The sequence below is a fragment of the Alteromonas sp. ABE4_545 genome (assembly GCF_056161325.1).
This window is the reverse complement of sequence record NZ_JBSWYY010000003.1, coordinates 40,331-57,373: the sequence shown is the minus strand read 5'-3', so window position 1 is coordinate 57,373 and position 17,043 is coordinate 40,331. Positions and strand designations below refer to the sequence as shown.

Here is a 17,043-nt window from a genome sequence, read left to right as displayed (position 1 = left end):
TATTATACTTTTGGCTAATCTCACTGTTGGCTTTTAGCGACACTTCAGTACTAACTCTAGCGATATTTACACCACAGTGATAACACTCATGAACATACCCAACACAACCAAAGACAAGTAACTATATATTTTTAAAGGATAATTTTATTTTTCTTTGCTTTTTTATTAATTCTGGCCTGCCCTTTGCGAGAGTCTAAGCCACAGCGTAGTTATAAATCGAAAAAGGAGACACTCATGCGCAAATCAACAACGGCTTTAGCATTACTGATTGCAGCAGGTACATTTTCAACAGCAGTTCTGGCCAATGGCCCTGCATGGCGATATGTAGAGGGTGGCTACACCTCATTAGATGGTGACGGGGGTTTAGATGCTGATGGTGCTTTTATTGGTGGTAAGTATCAGATTAACCCAAATGTATATTTAAACGGTGAATTCACCTTTGTTGAAGAAGGCAGCGCCGATATTAACCTACTCACTTTAGGTGGGGGCTACATCGTACCTTTGAATACCACCACAGACGCATACGCGGGCATTAACTTTGAACGAGTAGACACTGATGGCTATGACGATAACGGCTACAGCTTGGCGGCAGGCGTTCGCTCAATGGTGACAGACGTTGTTGAAGTAACAGGTGAGCTAGGCTATTACGACGTCAGTGACGGTGATATGACCTTCAAAGTGGGTGGTAACTACTACATCAGCCCAGAACTGTCGGTTGGTGCGAGCTACAAGTTTATGGACGGCGGCGACATTATGCAACTCGGCGCACGTTACGCATTTTAAATAGCAAAAGGGCTGGTTTATTCCAGCCCTTGATATTCTTCTCCGTCTAGCGTGACTTGGTCTTTCGGCCTGATATCAACCGTTTCATGTAATTCAGAATACACAAGCACGGCTTCTTTACTGGCTAATAGCCCCAACACTTGCTCAACTTTATCCTCAAAACTGGCTTCTTCTTCACCGTAATCGGTCCCTTCTCTCAACACGAAAGCTTCAGCAATATTACGTAGCGTGTCTTTTTCTATTTCATCAATAGGGATAATCATATTCAGGCTCTCGGTAAATAGTCCGCCACAAAACGGCGTACTCGTTCATGTAGCCATACAGTTGGCTTATTGAAAGCACCTTGCATAAAGCCAACATGCCCACCTTCTTCACTCAATTCCAATGTGACAGCACGTGCCAACTCTTGTTCCGATGGAACAATGACCGGCGACATAAATGGGTCGTCGATAGAGTGTAAAATCAACGTAGGACAATGAATCGCGCTGAGAAAGTGATACGCACTGCATTTCTCATAATAGTCTTCTGCGTCACTAAAGCCATGTAGTGGCGCAGTGATCAAGGTGTCGAAGCGTTTAAAGCTATGAATGGTGTCGACGTCGTCGTGGTTAAGCTGGATCAAGTTGCGATAGTCGATATGCGCCATTTTCTTCAGCAGTGTGCGTTTCATGCTCGCGAGTAGATACTTCTGATACACTCTTGAGAAACCACGATCGATACTTTGCGCACATTCACCTAACTTCAAGGGTGCAGAAATGGCAATAGCGGCGGAAAGCCAGTGTTGTGAGGGGTTTTCGCCCAGCAATTTGAGCAACATATTGCCCCCAAGTGAAAATCCAATTCCCACCATAGGCAACCCTGGGTAACGCGCGGCAAGTAGCTCCAGCACATAACTCGGATCTTCCGTTTCACCTGAGTGATACGCACGCGGTTTAATATTCGGCTCGCCACTACAGCCGCGATAATGCATCAAAACAACTTGCCAACCATCGCGGCTTAACGTCGCCATCATGTCGTTTGCATAATGGCTCTTAATAGACCCTTCCAAGCCATGAAATAAGACCACAAGCCCTGTGAGTTTTTCCGGCTTTGGCCCCCATGCTAAGTCGAGAAAGTCCCCATCCGGCAGCGAGATACGCTCGGTGGTATACGTGAGGGGCTGGCGCTTTTGTAAAAAGCGTGGCCAGATTGTTTGGATGTGGCGATTCTTCGCCCATTTAGGCGCCACAAAGCTACTCTTGATAATTCTGCCGTGGGCGAGATTTTCCTTGATCATGTATTACCTAATACGTCACACCGTGTTAAAAATCACATCTATCGCTTGTTGCGCTTGTTGTTGGTTTTGCCAGTGATAGTGCGCAATAAGCACCTGAGTATTCGACAAGTTATCTGGCGCACTGGTGCGCACTTCCGCAGTGTTCAATTCAATTAAACACTCGACTAGCAGCTTTTGCTGCTGTTGCTCTAAAACCAGCTCTTGTTGTTTGTAATCTTCGTATTTGTCTGGCTCCGCCACTTTCGCTTCTCGGCGTTGCATACGAAATACCTGAAGGGCGTGATCATTGCGTTTAATTTTGGCTTCCAGAGAAGCCACATCATGCGGTGACAACGTTAACCCTAAACTATCACACCACAGCACCAACAAGCAGAGATTTACATTCGCGCCATAGGTATCTTGCAAAAACAAACACTGACTAGCGATACCTTTACGGGCATAAACCGCAAGGCTAAAGTGCCAAAATGCTTGGTCAGTCAGTTGCGAAGACGCAGGGAGCTTCATGCAGACGCCTGTTCAAAGGCCGTTTTTGCTGCTTCCAGTTGTTCTTGCGCATCAAGCCAGGCCATTTCTTCTTCTTCGAGCTGCTGCTTCAATACCGCTTGTTGATCCAATAACTTCAGCAATTGCGCTTTATTGGCTTCGTCATACAAGCTGGCATCACCCAAACTCGTTTCAACTTCGGCCAACGCGGCACCATGCTTGTCCATAGCCTTTTCGTGTTTGTCGATAGCCTTTCTGAGCGGAGCAGTGGCTTGCCTAAACTCAGCCTCGCGACGCTTTTCGGCTTTGCGGTCTATTTTGGGCTTATCTTCACTATTAGAGACAGGTTTGTCTTCTTGTTGCTGTTGCAAAATCCACTGTCGGTAGTCATCTAAATCACCATTAAAGGCATCCACTTGACCACGATCTACCAAGTAAAACTCTTCACACACTGAAGCAAGTAAGAAGCGGTCGTGAGAAACCAATACCATAGCGCCATTAAAGCCTTGCAAGGCGAGGTTCAATGCATGGCGCATTTCTAAATCTAGGTGGTTGGTCGGTTCATCGAGTAGCAGTAAGTTCGGCTGTTGATACACGATGAGCGCCAACACCAAACGCGCTTTTTCTCCGCCCGACATGGGCGCGACAGGGGCAACCGCATTGTCGCCATGAAAGCCGAAACCACCGAGGAAATCGCGTAGCTCTTGTTCGGTTGCCTTATTATTCAGGCGCTGTAGATGTAACAAAGCAGATGCGTCTGGGTCGAGATATTCCAATTGGTGCTGTGCGAAATACCCGACCTTCAGCCCTTTAGCGGTATTGAACACCCCTTGCATAGGGTCATGAACGCCGGCTAACAATTTGATCAGCGTTGATTTACCTTGCCCATTGCGCCCAAGTAGACCGATCCGACTACCTGGCACCAAATTCAATTTCACTTGTTCGAGAATGATCTTCTCGCCATACCCAAGCTGAACCTTTTCCATTTGAATCAGCGGGTTGGGTAAAGAAGCCGGCTCTTTAAAACTAAAGCTGAATTCACTCTCACTGTGCGCGGGTAACAAGGCTTCCATTTTTTCGAGTTGCTTGATTCGGCTTTGCGCTTGCTTGGCTTTACTGGCTTTGGCTTTAAAGCGATTAATAAAGGACTCTAAATGAGCGCGTTTATCTTGTTGTTTGCGATATTCAATATCTTGCAAGCGCAAGCGCTCTGCACGTTGGGTTTCGTAGCTCGAGTAATTGCCCGTGTAGGTGACTAACTTTTGTTGTTCAACACTCACGATTTGCTCTGCACAACTGTCGATAAAGGCTTTGTCGTGAGAAATTAGTAACAGTGTGCCAGCATAGCGCTGTAACCAGCGCTCAAGCCAAATTACGGCATCGAGATCCAAGTGGTTTGTAGGCTCATCCAGCAATAATAAATCAGAAGGGCAGAGTAGCGCTTGAGCGAGGTTTAGTCGCATACGCCAACCACCAGAAAAGTCCTTTACCGGGGCGCGAAGTTGCTCGGTACTAAAGCCTAAACCGGCCAAAATGGTGGCCGCACGCGCTTCTACATCATAGGCACCGGCTTGGGCCAATTGGTCGTGTAAGTGGCCAATACGCTCGCCCTCATGGGCCGCTTCGGCCTTTAGCAAATCAGCCTGAATTTGGCGTAGTTGTTTATCGCCGTCAATCACATACTCTATGGCTTCCCGTTCAACAGCAGGGGTTTCCTGAGCCACACTGACAATGCGCCATTGCTCTGGAATATGCACGTCACCGGCGTCAATGGCCAACTCTTGGCGAATCAGTGCGAATAAACTCGACTTTCCACAGCCGTTCTTACCGATAAGCGCCACTTTATGGCCCGGATAAATTTGTGCCGACGCGTCTTCCAGCAATACTTTGCTGCCACGCATAAAAGTGATGTTTGAAAGTTGGATCATACCGCTGCTAATGATTGCCTAAAACAAGGCCGGCTAGTGTACCAAATACACGCCCGCCTCGCGTAGTGAAGAAATTAAAGGCATAATACCCTATCTTTGTTTTCAATGTGATTGAGTCTTATGTCTACACGCCAAAAACGTCGATTTATTGCCGGCGCCACTTGCCCCAAATGCAAAGCCCAAGACACCATCATGTTGTTTATGGAAAACAACGTTGAAAAGCTCGCTTGTGTAGAGTGTGATTACACTGAGTCGCAAGCCGATACACAAGTGCAAGCAGCCACACGGAAAGAGGAAAACGTCATTGGTGTGTTTAAACCTGACTAATACGAGAGCCCATTATGCTCGCTAGCCTGCCAGAACTGACTATTGCACAGGGCTTCGGTTTACTGAGTTTTGCTATTGGTATTGCCTGTTTTTACCAAAAACAGGATCGCCAATTGAAAATCATACTTGCCATACTACAACTTAATAATGCGATTCATTTTTTGCTGATGGGTGCAATTCCAGCAGCACTCGGCACCACCTTTTCCTTAATTCGTACCGGTGTTGCACTTAAAACCTCGTCAGCCCCCATCGCCTATATCTTTATTATACTCACCGCCCTCGTGAGCGGTGCTTTTGTGGATGTATGGTGGCAGTGGTTTTCAGTGATAGGCGCTTGTATTGGTACGTACGCAGTATTTTGTTTAACAGGTATTGCCATGCGCATAGCATTACTTATCGGGGCATGCTGTTGGCTGACCAACAATATTTTAATTGGCTCAATCGGCGGTACTATGCTCGAGGGCACGCTGATAGTGGTTAATTTAACCACTATTGCGCGACTGTATTTTTTCCCTAAGCCCGAATAAACACAGACAGAGCCAAATACGCTGAATCAATAATGAGGCGGAGGCGTTTCTTCCGACATTTTCGCAATGTTCGAAGGTTCCATCGCTTTGAGTTTGTCGGTGGTCACGCGCAACACCGATTGCATCTTGTCGAGCTGATGCTGTTGAGAGGTAAGGGCATCGTTAAGTTGGTCAATGGTGTACTCTTGAAAGGCAACCTTAGTTTCCAACTCATCAATTTTTGCTTCTGCTGCTTCCAATTGAGCCGCTAAGGTTTCTAACGTGTTATTCGACATGTTTTATCTATCCCAGTATTCGGCAAGGCCGCTACTACTTACCGTGATAATTTGATTGTTTGGTTCAAAACCCACCGCATACACTACCGCTGTTGGTAGCGATTGGCCTTCTCTCGGCGCCACTTTCCAACTGCTCACTTGCTCGCCTGTTTTAACATCCCACAAAGTCACATTTCGGGAGGGCGAACCAGTAAGCAAATACTTACCATCATCAGAAAACACGGCATCGGTGAATATTTTCTGGCGCGCAATATACTGCAAAGTACTAATGGGTTCACCTGTTTGTACGTCCCATATTTGCGATTTTTGCTGACTATCGGCGGTGAACACATAGCGCCCTTGGTCATCTAGGGCCACTTTTGACACACGGCTCGGGTGCGGGAAGGTATGAATCACTTGCCCCGTTTCGGTATCCCAAAGATAAGCGACATAATCATTGCCACCGGACAGGGCATACCGGCCATTGGGAGAAATATCTACGCTATTAATTCGTTCTTGATGCCCTAAAAACTCGATACGACGCCCTGTCGCAGGCTCGAAAGCCATCACTTTACCATTAGCGCGCCCCACCAGTACGACACGACCACCATCTGAAATAGCGACATCGCGAATCGTCGACTCGTCAATGCGCCAAAAACCTGTAGGTTCGCCTGTTTCCACACTCCAAATAGCAAACGCTTCACGGTCGGATGTGACTACGTATTTTGCGTCAGCAGAAATGTGAACATTGGCCACCAAGTTATTGCCTTCACCTTGATGACTCCAATTAAATAAGGGTTTGTTGTCAGGTAGCTGCCAGACATTAATGCCATTATCCACACCGGAAACCACGCTTATCGTGCCATCAGGAGAGATATCAGCCGCGTAGGCGCCTTCTTTGGCCTGCTGAAACACTTCGTCAGGCTCGGTTTCCGGCAGACTGCACGCTGTGAGAGACAAACAGCCAGTGATTATGGTGAACAAATAGAGGTATTTCATGTCCTATGGGTTTCGCTTTACCGCTGCTACGTTTACCATAGCACGGAATCTATCGAATTTGACATTGCGTGAGGCCACCAAATTGAAATCTCGCAATTTACATTAAATATGGAGAAGTATATGCGTAAGTCGCTTGTTGCCTTATCTACCGTTGCTGCATTGGGTTTGTTTGCATGTCAGCCAAACACACAAGAAAAAGCCGACGCACCAGCACTGTCAGCAGAAAAAATGACCGAGACACAAAAGCAATCCTACGCCATGGGCGCGAGCATGGGTTTGTTCATCGCTGATCGAAAAGCACAATTTGAAGAAATGGGCTTAGAATTCGACGTTGCAGCATTACAACAGGGTTTTGCTGAAGGCATGGCAGACACCGCGCAATTTGATCGTCCACAACTACAAGAACTAGCACAAGCTGGTGAGCAAGCGTTCCGTGCAAAACAGCAGGAAAAAGCACAAGCAGCCGCTGAAGAGAACATTGAAAAAGGCGCAGCATTCTTGGCTGAAAACGCGAAGAAAGACGGTGTTGTTACTACTGAGTCAGGCTTGCAGTACGAAATTATCGAACAAGGTGAAGGCGCAAGCCCTGCGGCTACTGATACAGTAAAAGTACACTACCGTGGCACTTTGATCGACGGCACACAGTTTGACTCTTCATATGATCGTGGCGAGCCTATTGAATTCCCACTTAACCATGTTATTCCGGGCTGGACTGAAGGTGTTCAACTAATGCAAGAAGGTGGTAAATTCCGTTTCTACATTCCTGCTGAATTGGGTTACGGCGCGCGTGGCCAGGGCCAGATCACACCAAATTCTACGTTAATTTTTGATGTTGAGTTGCTAGAAGTCATCAAGCCTGAAGCAGACACAGCTGAAGGCGAATAAGCAGCCGCATACGCTGTAAAGACAAAAAGAAGAAAGCCGGCTTACGCCGGCTTCTTTACATCTTACAAGCATCTGTCCATGCTTAACTGGAAGTCCTTAGACTTACTTCGCTTCCCCCGCCACATTTCGGGGCAAGCATATGCCCAAATAGATGTTCGGGCCTTGGCTTAACGCAGTTTGTTTGTCTCTTTAAAACTAGTACAAATTCGAAAAATTTCCCGCGAAATTTCACTATTTTTGCTAAATCGCAGAATAATAACGACTTCTTCTTCTACCGTTTTTTCGCTCTCGCTGAGATAACAATGGTCTCGTCGCACATTTAAACAATACGAACCGCCCGAGCTTATACGCCACAAAACTGGCAACGAAATACAGCACTACGTTAATTGTTGGGGCCACAAAAAGCATTTCCATAACCGTTATAGCCAACAACAACACACCCGACGTCATCAAAACAAACCCCAGTAGCGTGGCCAGCACCGACTTTTCCTGCGGTGACGATTTTGATGTTGTATTACGCGATGACAAAGTCATAGTCTACACTCCCTGAATAGGTACGACGGTTGAGACGAAATTTACCTTAGTGCTACTCTCCAAACGACAATATTGCACAATATTTACTCCATGCAATCTATCAACTCTTTGGGTGTTACTCAAGTGATAGTAGGTAAATACCCACCAACAAGTTATCCACTCACGTTATCCCATTCTTTGTGTATTGAGTTGCAACACATTGCCCATATAAAACAAGGAAAGAAGCAAGGCACAGTTAAAGCAGAATGGCGAAAACAAACTTGGTCACCCGAGAAGGGTATAACAAGCTCAAACAAGAGCACGATGAACTATGGTTTAAAAAGCGACCTGAAATTACCAAGATAGTCCAATGGGCCGCTAGTTTGGGTGACCGCTCCGAAAATGCCGACTACACCCACAATAAGCGTCTGCTGAGACAAATCGATCGAAGAGTGCGTTTTTTGCGCAAGTTTTTACCCGACGTAAAAGTAGTAGACTACTCGCCAGAACAAGAAGGACGCGTATTTTTCGGTGCCTGGGTTGAAATAGAAAACGACGAAGGCGATACCAAGCGCTTTCGCATCGTTGGCCCAGAGGAAATTTATGGTGAAGCGAAAAACTATATTTCTATCGACGCCCCGATGGCGCGCGCACTCATCAAAAAAGAAGTAGATGAAGATGTGACTGTACCCACACCGGAGGGGCCAAAATATTGGTTTGTCACTCAGATACATTACACAAACCCCAATTGGGATTAACCGTGAAACAAACTATGCCGCTGATCTTTGTTTTACTGAGATCTCACGAGTCAGACTAGCCTGATTATGCAACAGTGCTATACTGCGCAGCCATAAATTGAACATATCGGTTGTATCTCCTGTACATTGCCTAGTGAGGATACAACTCGTCGACAACATCACGCCATAGAGCTAACTATGATCATAGATATAATCGCTCAAGAACTTGCCGTTAAGTCAGGACAAGTTGAAGCAGCAATCAAATTGCTAGACGAAGGATCGACCGTCCCTTTTATCGCTCGTTACCGTAAAGAAGCCACGCAAGGATTAGACGACACCCAGTTGCGTACACTGGAGCAACGTTTGACCTACTTGCGCGAACTGGATGATCGACGTCAGGTCATTTTGAAATCTATTGATGAGCAAGGAAAACTATCGAGTGAATTGAAGCAAAGCATTCTCAATGCCGATAGCAAAACCACCCTTGAAGACTTGTATTTACCTTATAAGCCTCGTCGTCGCACCAAGGGCCAAATTGCCATAGAAGCAGGATTAGAGCCGTTGGCAGACAAACTGTTCGCCGACCCTACCTTAGATCCTGAAAGCACAGCTAATGAATTCATTAATACTGACAATGGTGTTGCCGACACAAAAGCGGCACTAGACGGTGCGCGCTATATTCTGATGGAGCGTTTTGCTGAAGACGCCGCTCTGTTAGCAAAAATTCGAGATTACCTGACTAAAAACGCATTTGTGCGTAGCACTGTCGCTCCCGGTAAAGAAAAAGAAGCAGTGAAATTCAGTGATTATTTTGATCACAATGAAAAGCTAGCAACCGTGCCATCTCACCGCGCGTTGGCGATGTTCCGCGGTCGCAACGAAGGCATGTTACATATTCAGATGGACGCTGACCCTCAACAAGACGACAGCACCAGCGGTCCATCACAGTGTGAAAGCATTATCGCCGCTCACCTAAACATTCGTAATCAAGGGCGTGCCGCCGATGCCTGGCTTGCTCAAGTCGTGCAGTGGACATGGAAAATCAAAATTAGCCTACACATGGAAACCGAACTGTTTGGCACCTTAAGAGAGCGAGCAGAAGAAGAGGCGATTAACGTTTTTGCTAAAAACTTGAACGATTTATTGATGGCTGCACCTGCTGGTGCGCGTGTAACCTTGGGACTCGATCCGGGTTTGCGTACGGGTGTAAAAGTAGCCGTTGTTGATCAAACAGGTAAAATATTAACTACCAATACTATTTTCCCACATGCACCACAAAACCAATGGGATAAGTCGATCCGCACCTTGGCGAATATCTGCAAGCAGCACAAAGTGGAATTAGTCAGTATTGGTAACGGCACAGGTTCTCGTGAAACCGACAAACTCGTCGGCGAATTGATGAAAGCAGAACCCAGCCTCAAGCTACAAAAAATTATGGTGAGCGAAGCCGGTGCATCGGTTTACTCAGCGTCAGAGTTAGCATCAAAAGAACTGCCAGAACTCGACGTATCATTACGTGGCGCGGTGTCGATAGCCCGTCGTCTACAAGATCCATTGGCAGAACTGGTAAAAATTGAGCCCAAAGCCATCGGTGTAGGCCAATATCAACACGATGTAAGTCAGAGCTTACTTGGGAAATCTCTCGATAAGGTGATTGAAGACTGTGTAAACGCCGTCGGTGTAGATGTGAATATGGCATCACCTGCACTACTTAGCTATGTGTCAGGTTTGAATAAAACCCTTGCGCAGAACATTGTAAACTTCCGTGACCAAAACGGGGCCTTCACTAGCCGCAAAGCACTAAAAAATGTTGAGCGCCTAGGGCCGAAAGCCTTTGAGCAAGCGGCGGGCTTCTTGCGTATCGTAAATGGTGATAACCCTCTCGACAGCTCTGCCGTTCACCCTGAAGCCTACCCAGTCGTTGATACCATTATTCAGCGCGCTGATGTGGCAGTGAATGATCTTATCGGCAACACGGATTTACTCCGTAAACTGCAACCAGAAGACTTCACCACCGACAAATTTGGTGTACCTACAGTAAAAGACATTTTTACCGAATTAGATAAACCTGGCCGCGACCCCCGCCCTGAATTCAAAACCGCAGCGTTTAAAGAAGGCGTAGAAACCATCCAAGATCTTAAACCCGGGATGATACTTGAAGGCGTGGTTAGCAATGTGGCGAACTTTGGGGCTTTTGTTGATGTAGGTGTTCACCAAGACGGTTTGGTGCACATTTCGGCATTAACGAATAAGTTTATCAAAGATCCTCGTGAAGTCGTTAAAGCCGGTGACATCGTTAAAGTAAAAGTACTAGAGGTGGATGTACAACGTAAGCGCATCTCTTTCACAATGCGTTTGGAAGACTCACCCACTCAATCGAACAGTACAACAAAGGAAAACCACACCGCCAAACCCAAAGGGCAACATCGCGGTAATAAGCCTAATCATAAATCCAAGCAAAAAGACCCGCAAAATAGTGCCATGGGCAATGCCTTTGCCGACGCTTTTGCTAAGGCTAAGCAAAAGTAAGTACTAACAGCCAAGTGGCAAATGCGGTGCGTTTGCCACTTAATCGTTGCACCTTAACAAGCTATTTCGCGAGATAATATTCGGCTCTAATTAGGGAATGAAGCCGTGTCGTTAGGCGCTGGCGCTGAATCCACCAGCTTGTGGCTCAGACACCTGTTGATAGAATGCCTGAATACGTTGATTACGCGCACCCATAAGCTCTTGGTCGATTTCGAGTGTGCGAGAGACACTGGCTTCGAACCCGCCCCCAGAAGACTCTAGCGCTTCATCCAACGTACGGTTTGGACTAGTAATCCCCCCATTTTCTACTATTTCTTCGAGCGTAGGCACGTTAACAGCAAAAGGATTAGCACTGGTCCCTTCAACGTCGTCCGCTTGAACTTCATTACTGGGGTTTTCGGCTCGTGATTGAGGGGCTGATCTTTCGCTCTGCTGCTCGGCGAGTTCAGCCCGAGCCTCAAACGCTAATTTAGACGCTTCATTTGCGACACGTAAATCCTGTGGAGAGGGTTCTGCAGGCGCTAAAGCTGCGGCTCTAACTTGCTGCATTTTTTTAATCGTTTGCTGAGGTGTTTCAGCCTTAGACACATCGATCGACACTTCGCCGTCTACGGCATAACGTTGCCCATTTGGCCCTGTTTCAAACTCGTAACTCGGCGCTGACGCATACTGCCCCCCCATAGCGGCATGTGCCTGTTCATGGTTGCGCACCTCGGTATCACGCTGCTTGAGTTCTTGTACTTCGGCCTCTTTGGCTTGTTGTTGCTGACGCTCTGCGTCTTCTTTTCCCGCGCTTTCATCTTGCGCGTTGTCTTGATCAATAGACTCACCAGAGCCTTGCTCTGCGCCAATAACACCAGCGTTAGACTGGGGTTTTTCGTAAGTAACGGGGGCAGGTTTTTGTCCATTGCGTTTAAGTTGGTCCGACTCCGACCCCAAACCTTGTTCGGCTGCACCTTGATCTGAACTAGCAGATTCAGGAATAGTTTCGCGCAGGACATTTTCCCGACGTGCAGCCTCGGTTTGAATATTGGCCGTAGGAAAGGCCATTGTGGATGGGATCGGCGTAACGATGTTCATAGTCAATCAAATGCTTAATAATCTGCCAAAGCGCAGTTAAGCAAGCGTATCTATAATACTTCCAACGGTGTCGTTAGCCACGTCGATCACTTTCGCTGACGCTTGTGCATTTAAGCTATTAAGCTGCATCGAAATTAAGTCTGACGTGAAGCTATCGCCCGCTTTAGGCAATACATCTTTAATTCGGGATAGACTCTGCATCGACGCATCTGCTAGCAACCCGTTTACGCCATTATTCGCCACGCTATCTTGCGCAGCGCGTTGTGCAATGTTCACGGCAGCTTGAGACATCCCCGCTGACGCTTTTTGTAAACCGAATTGACCAGACAAAATCGCCGAATTGATATCACTACCAATGACGCTTGACATAACACTACCTCTTTTACCTCATGGTTAATTATTAACCATTTCACTAAAAAAGCAAGTGGATCTTTGCCCCTTCTTACCCTCGGCAAACCTCTTCGGGATGCAGGTTAAATGCGAAGTGAACCAAAATGTCAGCGGTTTTTTCTGGGTGAGAAATAAAAGGCGCATGAGAGGCATGTGGCATTACCACACTGTCGGCGCCAGGCTGCAATTCATGTATGCGATCAATACCACAGGTTGGCACCAAAGAGTCTAAGCGGCCATATAACCGCAATGTTGGAATACGGATACGACCAATGTCAGCACGTAAATCAACGCTCGACAATAAACGTAACCCTTCAGTAAGCGCAACAGGATGAGGAGCAGGAAATTGGTCTATGTTGGCCTTGATGATTTTCATATCCTGCTTCGCCGTTTTGCTGCCCATGGCTTGAATAGCCAGAAAACGTTCTAAAGTGCGCCCGTAGTTCTGGCTCAATTGTGACTCAAAGGCTTTGAGGACGTCGGGTGCGATCCCTGACCAACACTGACTCGCCACAAAACACGGCGTAGAAGCAATGGTGATCAAACCGCGTAGTTTTTCAGGGTAAGTAAGAGCGAGACGCTGTGCAACCAAACCGCCAAGCGACCAACCCGCTACAATGCAGTTTTCCGGCAACCGAGCAACCACACTGTCTACCAACGCGTCGAGTTCATAAGTATCGGGAATGGTGTCGGCCTCACTACCAAAGCCGGGTAAGTCCAGCGCAATCACTGGTAAATGGGCAGAGAGAAGAGGAGAAAATTCGGAAAACGCGCCCCGATTCATCCCCCAACCGTGTAATAGCACTAACGTTAATTCTGAACTTTCGGCCAAGGTCTCAGCCGCGCTGCTGGATGATAATGTATTCACAATACGTTCCCTGAATATTGCCTATATTGAGTTTATCATGGGTCGAAGACATGACTCCCCCTACACGTGCCTCCAATTTACCTTGAGTAAACTGGCAGATCTAGTCCCAAATTACGCCTGTGTGCTCTGCCATCAACACAGCCGAACATCCATTTGTACCTACTGCCAAGCTGACGTAAAAGATTTGTTTTCACAATGGGGAATAATCAACCTACTTCATGTGCCTGAAATCGCGTCCGGATTGTTACCTCCCGTATACGACACACTATACGCTGCGGGGCGGTATGAATGGCCTTATGACATCATGGTGCATAAACTCAAGCACCAGCGCCAATCATTGGGTGCCAATTGGTTAGTGAATGCATTTACAGAAAACGTATTAGCACATTGCCCCACGTTACCAGACGCGTTAGTCCCAGTACCTTTATCTGTTTTTCGTTTATGGCATCGACAATTCAATCAAGCAGCCTTGTTAGCCCACCAATTGAGCACAGTTGTCGGTTGTCCTGTGGTTCACGGTGTAAAGCGTGTCAGGCACACCCAACGACAACAGTTTTTGCGGCGCACAAAACGACTAGAGAATTTACAACATGCCTTTCAAGCCTGTGAGTCACTTCGCCACTATAACCACATTGCTATTGTCGACGACGTAGTAACAACGGGAGCTACGGTTAATGCAGTGGCCTCAGCCATAAAACGGCAATGCCCAGACATCCAAATTTCAGTCTGGGCAATGGCCATCACAGCCCAAGTATTGCGCTAAACATCAATACAGAGCCTAGCCTCTAGGCGTTCTCTTCTCGGGTTTGCTTGTCTTTGCGCTTGCCTTTATTGTGATGCTGGCGAGACGATTTATCCCCGCGATGTTTTTTGTGCTTTTTCATTGACGCTTTGAGCATTGCGTTTTTTTGTTCTTCAGTAAAAACCGCCCAAAACTCATCTTGTAACGCTTGTTTACGAGCGTGCAATGCCTGTAGCTTGGCCAACTGTTCTTCTGATAACGCCAACTCGTCGGCCATTTTCTCAATTTGTCGGGGTAACGCTGGGCTGCCCATTTCCTCAGCAGTAGGTTCTGCTGCTGCCGCTAACCCTAATCCGTTAATACCCGCTCCCATCATAGTTGCAGCAACAGCGACAATACCGAGTTTTCGTAATGCAGTTTTCATAAAGTTCTCCTGATTCATTCGCTTTTTCTCACTTTAGAAATTTGAGTGTACGCCCTCGGCGGTGAGGTAGCGTTAAGATGTGCAAAGGTGCTGTGAACATAAGAAAAGTCAGGCATTATTTAGCTTCGATAAGGGTGGTAAAAATGACGATCTTACTAATTGAAGACGACTTAGGACTGGCTGAACTGCTCAGTGAGTTTTTAGACATGTCGGGGTATAAAGTATTGCACTGTGCAGACGGAGAAGCCGGTTTAGAGACCGCCCTGCACAATACTGCGATAGATTTGATTCTATTAGATGTAATGTTACCCAAACTCAACGGCCTAGATGTACTCAAAGCACTGCGAAAAACCAGTGAGGTTCCGGTTCTCATGCTCACCGCTCGCGGTGACGACCTAGATAAAGTGCTCGGATTAGAGCTAGGCGCAGATGACTATTTAGCTAAACCCTTTAATGACAGAGAGCTACTCGCCCGTATCCGAGCAATAATGCGTCGCACACAAGATAAGCTCTCAAGCACTAATGCCGCGGGTATTCAGGAAAAACGTCAAACGATGGAATTTGGTGATTTACAGCTCGACTTGCACCGCATGGAAGCCCGTAGTGATACCCAGTTATTAGAGCTTACCGGCAGTGAATTTGCCTTACTCAAGCAGTTAATCTCCTCTCCTGGTGAATTAATCAGTAAAAACCAGCTATCAGAACATTGTCTTGGCCGAAAGTTACAAGCATTTGATCGCAGCATAGATACCCATGTCAGTAACTTGAGAAAAAAAATGAACGTAGCGGGTTCTCGATGTGAGATTAAAAGCCAGCGCGGCAGAGGGTATGGAATTTTTAACGCATGATCAGCCTAACACGAAGCTTTAACCTCAAGGTGTTGGGTTGGTTTTGGCTTACGCTCCTCCTTTGTACGTTGTCGATTATTATCCCCGCTTATGTCATTCAACAACTGACTGACAATGATCACTTGCGCGCCAAAGACCGCGAAATAGTGAAGCAAATGGTGGTGCGTATTGATGAGGCCATAGCCGCCAATAATGGCAATATCACCGCGCTTGATCACACGGTTGGCATCATAGAGCGGCGCATGCCTTATCAGTGGTTTGTGATCGACAACAATATGCAGGTTGTGGGCAAGAGTGCTCCTCTTAGCAAATCTCTAGTGGCACGGTTTGACAGTCGCCGGTTTTGGTATTTTATGCAAAGCGACTATTTACGCGACGTGAATATAGAATGGACGCGGTTAATGGGGCCTGCGCCTTTGCCGTCTCACCCCGAGTTAAAAGTAGTACTTTGGCGCTCGGAGCGGCCTCGGCTAGGCGATATTTTCCGCAGTATGCCGTGGTGGAGTATGGCGGCTATTTTTGTGCTAGTGACCAGCCTCATGAGCTATTTACTGGTACGCTCTATCGCCGCTCCTCTCAATCGACTAGGACAAGCCTTTAATGCGGTCGGGCAGGGGCAGCTGTCGCACAAGGTGAATATTGATCACCCCAAGAGTCAGGATAAGCGATTCGCAGCGAACGCCCAATTTGCTCGCTTGTTTGAGCAATTCAACGATATGACCGCGAGAATTACGGCGCTGATTCAAAATCAAAGACGACAAAGTGCCGACATATCCCATGAATTGCGTACCCCGTTAACACGGCTCCAAATGACCTTGGCACTGGTGCGAAAAAAATCGCATGATGAAACCATACTCCCGCTGCTGGAACGGGCCGAGAGAGAGAGTGAGTTACTGAATTTGCATATTAAACGCCTCAGCGATCTCACCACCATGGAGGCACAAGCCATACAACAAGGGCGCCAATTACTCAGTGCAAATGAGCTACTTGATGCGCTGTGTGAAGACGCCGCCTTTGAAGCCAAAGGAATAGGCATCGATTGGCAACACACCCTTTGCGATGCAACCTTATACGTATATGAAGAACCCTTTGCCACCGCCATAGAGAACGTGGTTCGCAACGCTTTTAAATATGCACGTTCCGCCGTTACCTTGTGGTGTGAAAAAGACGCACAGCACTTTACTGTGATCATCTGTGATGATGGCCCAGGTGTGGCACCCGATGAGCTAGACAAGTTAACAAAAGCTTTTTATCGCACAGACAGTGCTCGTAATAGCGACACGGGCGGGTTAGGCCTTGGCTTGGCAATTACGGCTGAAGCTATGCGTCTGAACCAAGGCGAGATTGCCTTTGCGCTGACAAAATCAGGCGGGTTAAAAGTGACATTGACCTTTGCGCTACATCAAGGGTAGCGGTGTCGCACTTTCCCTCGGTGTGGACCATACCGAGG

Annotated in this window: 20 protein-coding genes; 9 read left to right on the top strand and 11 right to left on the bottom strand. The window is 47.2% G+C overall.

The features are described 5' to 3' along the window. Window positions 1-234: 234 nt before the first annotated feature. Complete coding sequence (locus ACXAH6_RS04150) at window positions 235-783, top strand: outer membrane beta-barrel protein (RefSeq protein WP_474875375.1); 549 nt, start codon at window positions 235-237, stop codon at window positions 781-783. 17 nt (window positions 784-800) lie between these two features. On the opposite strand, the gene ACXAH6_RS04145 is transcribed toward ACXAH6_RS04150, so the two are convergent. From ACXAH6_RS04145 to ACXAH6_RS04130, 4 genes are read right to left on the bottom strand one after another with little or no spacing between them, the layout of a single operon-like run. After that, window positions 801-1,046 (bottom strand): YheU family protein, encoded by a 246-nt coding sequence (locus ACXAH6_RS04145; protein WP_474875374.1) that lies wholly within the window; start codon window positions 1,044-1,046, stop codon window positions 801-803. A 2-nt stretch (window positions 1,047-1,048) separates the two neighbouring features. Then, on the bottom strand, window positions 1,049-2,059 hold the full coding sequence (locus ACXAH6_RS04140) for a hydrolase (RefSeq protein WP_474875373.1): 1,011 nt from the start codon (window positions 2,057-2,059) through the stop codon (window positions 1,049-1,051). Between the two features lie 15 nt (window positions 2,060-2,074). Then, complete coding sequence (locus ACXAH6_RS04135; RefSeq protein WP_474875372.1) at window positions 2,075-2,563, bottom strand: TIGR02444 family protein; 489 nt, start codon at window positions 2,561-2,563, stop codon at window positions 2,075-2,077. Next, window positions 2,560-4,470: an ATP-binding cassette domain-containing protein gene (locus ACXAH6_RS04130; RefSeq protein WP_474875371.1), complete on the bottom strand. Its 1,911-nt coding sequence runs from the start codon at window positions 4,468-4,470 to the stop codon at window positions 2,560-2,562. The genes ACXAH6_RS04135 and ACXAH6_RS04130 overlap by 4 nt, the downstream gene beginning before the upstream one ends. Window positions 4,471-4,590: 120 nt before the next feature. On the opposite strand from ACXAH6_RS04130, the gene ACXAH6_RS04125 reads away from it, so the two are divergent. Together ACXAH6_RS04125 and ACXAH6_RS04120 are read left to right on the top strand one after the other, a co-directional pair. Continuing rightward, window positions 4,591-4,797: a YheV family putative zinc ribbon protein gene (locus ACXAH6_RS04125; RefSeq protein WP_474875370.1), complete on the top strand. Its 207-nt coding sequence runs from the start codon at window positions 4,591-4,593 to the stop codon at window positions 4,795-4,797. A gap of 14 nt (window positions 4,798-4,811) precedes the next feature. After that, window positions 4,812-5,324 (top strand): YgjV family protein, encoded by a 513-nt coding sequence (locus ACXAH6_RS04120; RefSeq protein WP_474875369.1) that lies wholly within the window; start codon window positions 4,812-4,814, stop codon window positions 5,322-5,324. Window positions 5,325-5,350: 26 nt separating this feature from the next. On the opposite strand, the gene ACXAH6_RS04115 is transcribed toward ACXAH6_RS04120, so the two are convergent. Both ACXAH6_RS04115 and ACXAH6_RS04110 read right to left on the bottom strand, forming a co-directional pair. Continuing rightward, window positions 5,351-5,599 (bottom strand): SlyX family protein, encoded by a 249-nt coding sequence (locus ACXAH6_RS04115; protein WP_474875368.1) that lies wholly within the window; start codon window positions 5,597-5,599, stop codon window positions 5,351-5,353. Window positions 5,600-5,602: 3 nt separating this feature from the next. Next, window positions 5,603-6,577, bottom strand: a complete 975-nt coding sequence (locus tag ACXAH6_RS04110; RefSeq protein WP_474875367.1) for a WD40 repeat domain-containing protein — start codon at window positions 6,575-6,577, stop codon at window positions 5,603-5,605. Between the two features lie 120 nt (window positions 6,578-6,697). On the opposite strand from ACXAH6_RS04110, the gene ACXAH6_RS04105 reads away from it, so the two are divergent. After that, the gene (locus ACXAH6_RS04105; RefSeq protein WP_474875366.1) at window positions 6,698-7,462 is read left to right on the top strand and encodes an FKBP-type peptidyl-prolyl cis-trans isomerase; all 765 of its coding nucleotides are present in this window, start codon (window positions 6,698-6,700) and stop codon (window positions 7,460-7,462) included. A 240-nt stretch (window positions 7,463-7,702) separates the two neighbouring features. On the opposite strand, the gene ACXAH6_RS04100 is transcribed toward ACXAH6_RS04105, so the two are convergent. Then, window positions 7,703-7,996: a hypothetical protein gene (locus ACXAH6_RS04100; RefSeq protein WP_474875365.1), complete on the bottom strand. Its 294-nt coding sequence runs from the start codon at window positions 7,994-7,996 to the stop codon at window positions 7,703-7,705. A gap of 245 nt (window positions 7,997-8,241) precedes the next feature. On the opposite strand from ACXAH6_RS04100, the gene greB reads away from it, so the two are divergent. Continuing rightward, on the top strand, window positions 8,242-8,733 hold the full coding sequence (gene greB / locus ACXAH6_RS04095; RefSeq protein ID WP_474875364.1) for a transcription elongation factor GreB: 492 nt from the start codon (window positions 8,242-8,244) through the stop codon (window positions 8,731-8,733). Window positions 8,734-8,910: 177 nt separating this feature from the next. After that, on the top strand, window positions 8,911-11,241 hold the full coding sequence (locus ACXAH6_RS04090; RefSeq protein WP_474875363.1) for a Tex family protein: 2,331 nt from the start codon (window positions 8,911-8,913) through the stop codon (window positions 11,239-11,241). A gap of 111 nt (window positions 11,242-11,352) precedes the next feature. On the opposite strand, the gene ACXAH6_RS04085 is transcribed toward ACXAH6_RS04090, so the two are convergent. The 3 genes from ACXAH6_RS04085 to bioH all read right to left on the bottom strand — a co-directional run bounded on the left by ACXAH6_RS04085 (window position 11,353) and on the right by bioH (window position 13,579). Continuing rightward, the gene (locus tag ACXAH6_RS04085) at window positions 11,353-12,321 is read right to left on the bottom strand and encodes a putative metalloprotease CJM1_0395 family protein (protein WP_474875568.1); all 969 of its coding nucleotides are present in this window, start codon (window positions 12,319-12,321) and stop codon (window positions 11,353-11,355) included. A 36-nt stretch (window positions 12,322-12,357) separates the two neighbouring features. Beyond that, window positions 12,358-12,690 carry a hypothetical protein gene (locus ACXAH6_RS04080; RefSeq protein WP_474875362.1) on the bottom strand — a complete coding sequence of 111 codons (333 nt, stop codon included), beginning with the start codon at window positions 12,688-12,690 and terminating at the stop codon, window positions 12,358-12,360. Window positions 12,691-12,763: 73 nt separating this feature from the next. Beyond that, window positions 12,764-13,579: a pimeloyl-ACP methyl ester esterase BioH gene (gene bioH, locus ACXAH6_RS04075; RefSeq protein ID WP_474875361.1), complete on the bottom strand. Its 816-nt coding sequence runs from the start codon at window positions 13,577-13,579 to the stop codon at window positions 12,764-12,766. Between the two features lie 37 nt (window positions 13,580-13,616). On the opposite strand from bioH, the gene ACXAH6_RS04070 reads away from it, so the two are divergent. Next, window positions 13,617-14,342: a ComF family protein gene (locus ACXAH6_RS04070; RefSeq protein WP_474875360.1), complete on the top strand. Its 726-nt coding sequence runs from the start codon at window positions 13,617-13,619 to the stop codon at window positions 14,340-14,342. 22 nt (window positions 14,343-14,364) lie between these two features. Here ACXAH6_RS04070 and ACXAH6_RS04065 read toward each other — a convergent pair whose 3' ends face one another. Next, on the bottom strand, window positions 14,365-14,745 hold the full coding sequence (locus tag ACXAH6_RS04065; RefSeq protein WP_474875359.1) for a hypothetical protein: 381 nt from the start codon (window positions 14,743-14,745) through the stop codon (window positions 14,365-14,367). Between the two features lie 143 nt (window positions 14,746-14,888). Here ACXAH6_RS04065 and ACXAH6_RS04060 point away from each other — a divergent pair, with 143 nt between their 5' ends. Both ACXAH6_RS04060 and ACXAH6_RS04055 read left to right on the top strand, forming a co-directional pair. Further along, entirely contained in the window at window positions 14,889-15,593 is a 705-nt protein-coding gene (locus ACXAH6_RS04060) for a response regulator (RefSeq protein ID WP_474875358.1), read from the top strand. Beyond that, on the top strand, window positions 15,590-17,005 hold the full coding sequence (locus ACXAH6_RS04055; protein WP_474875357.1) for an ATP-binding protein: 1,416 nt from the start codon (window positions 15,590-15,592) through the stop codon (window positions 17,003-17,005). Before ACXAH6_RS04060 ends, ACXAH6_RS04055 begins: the two co-directional genes overlap by 4 nt. Window positions 17,006-17,043 lie beyond the last annotated feature (38 nt).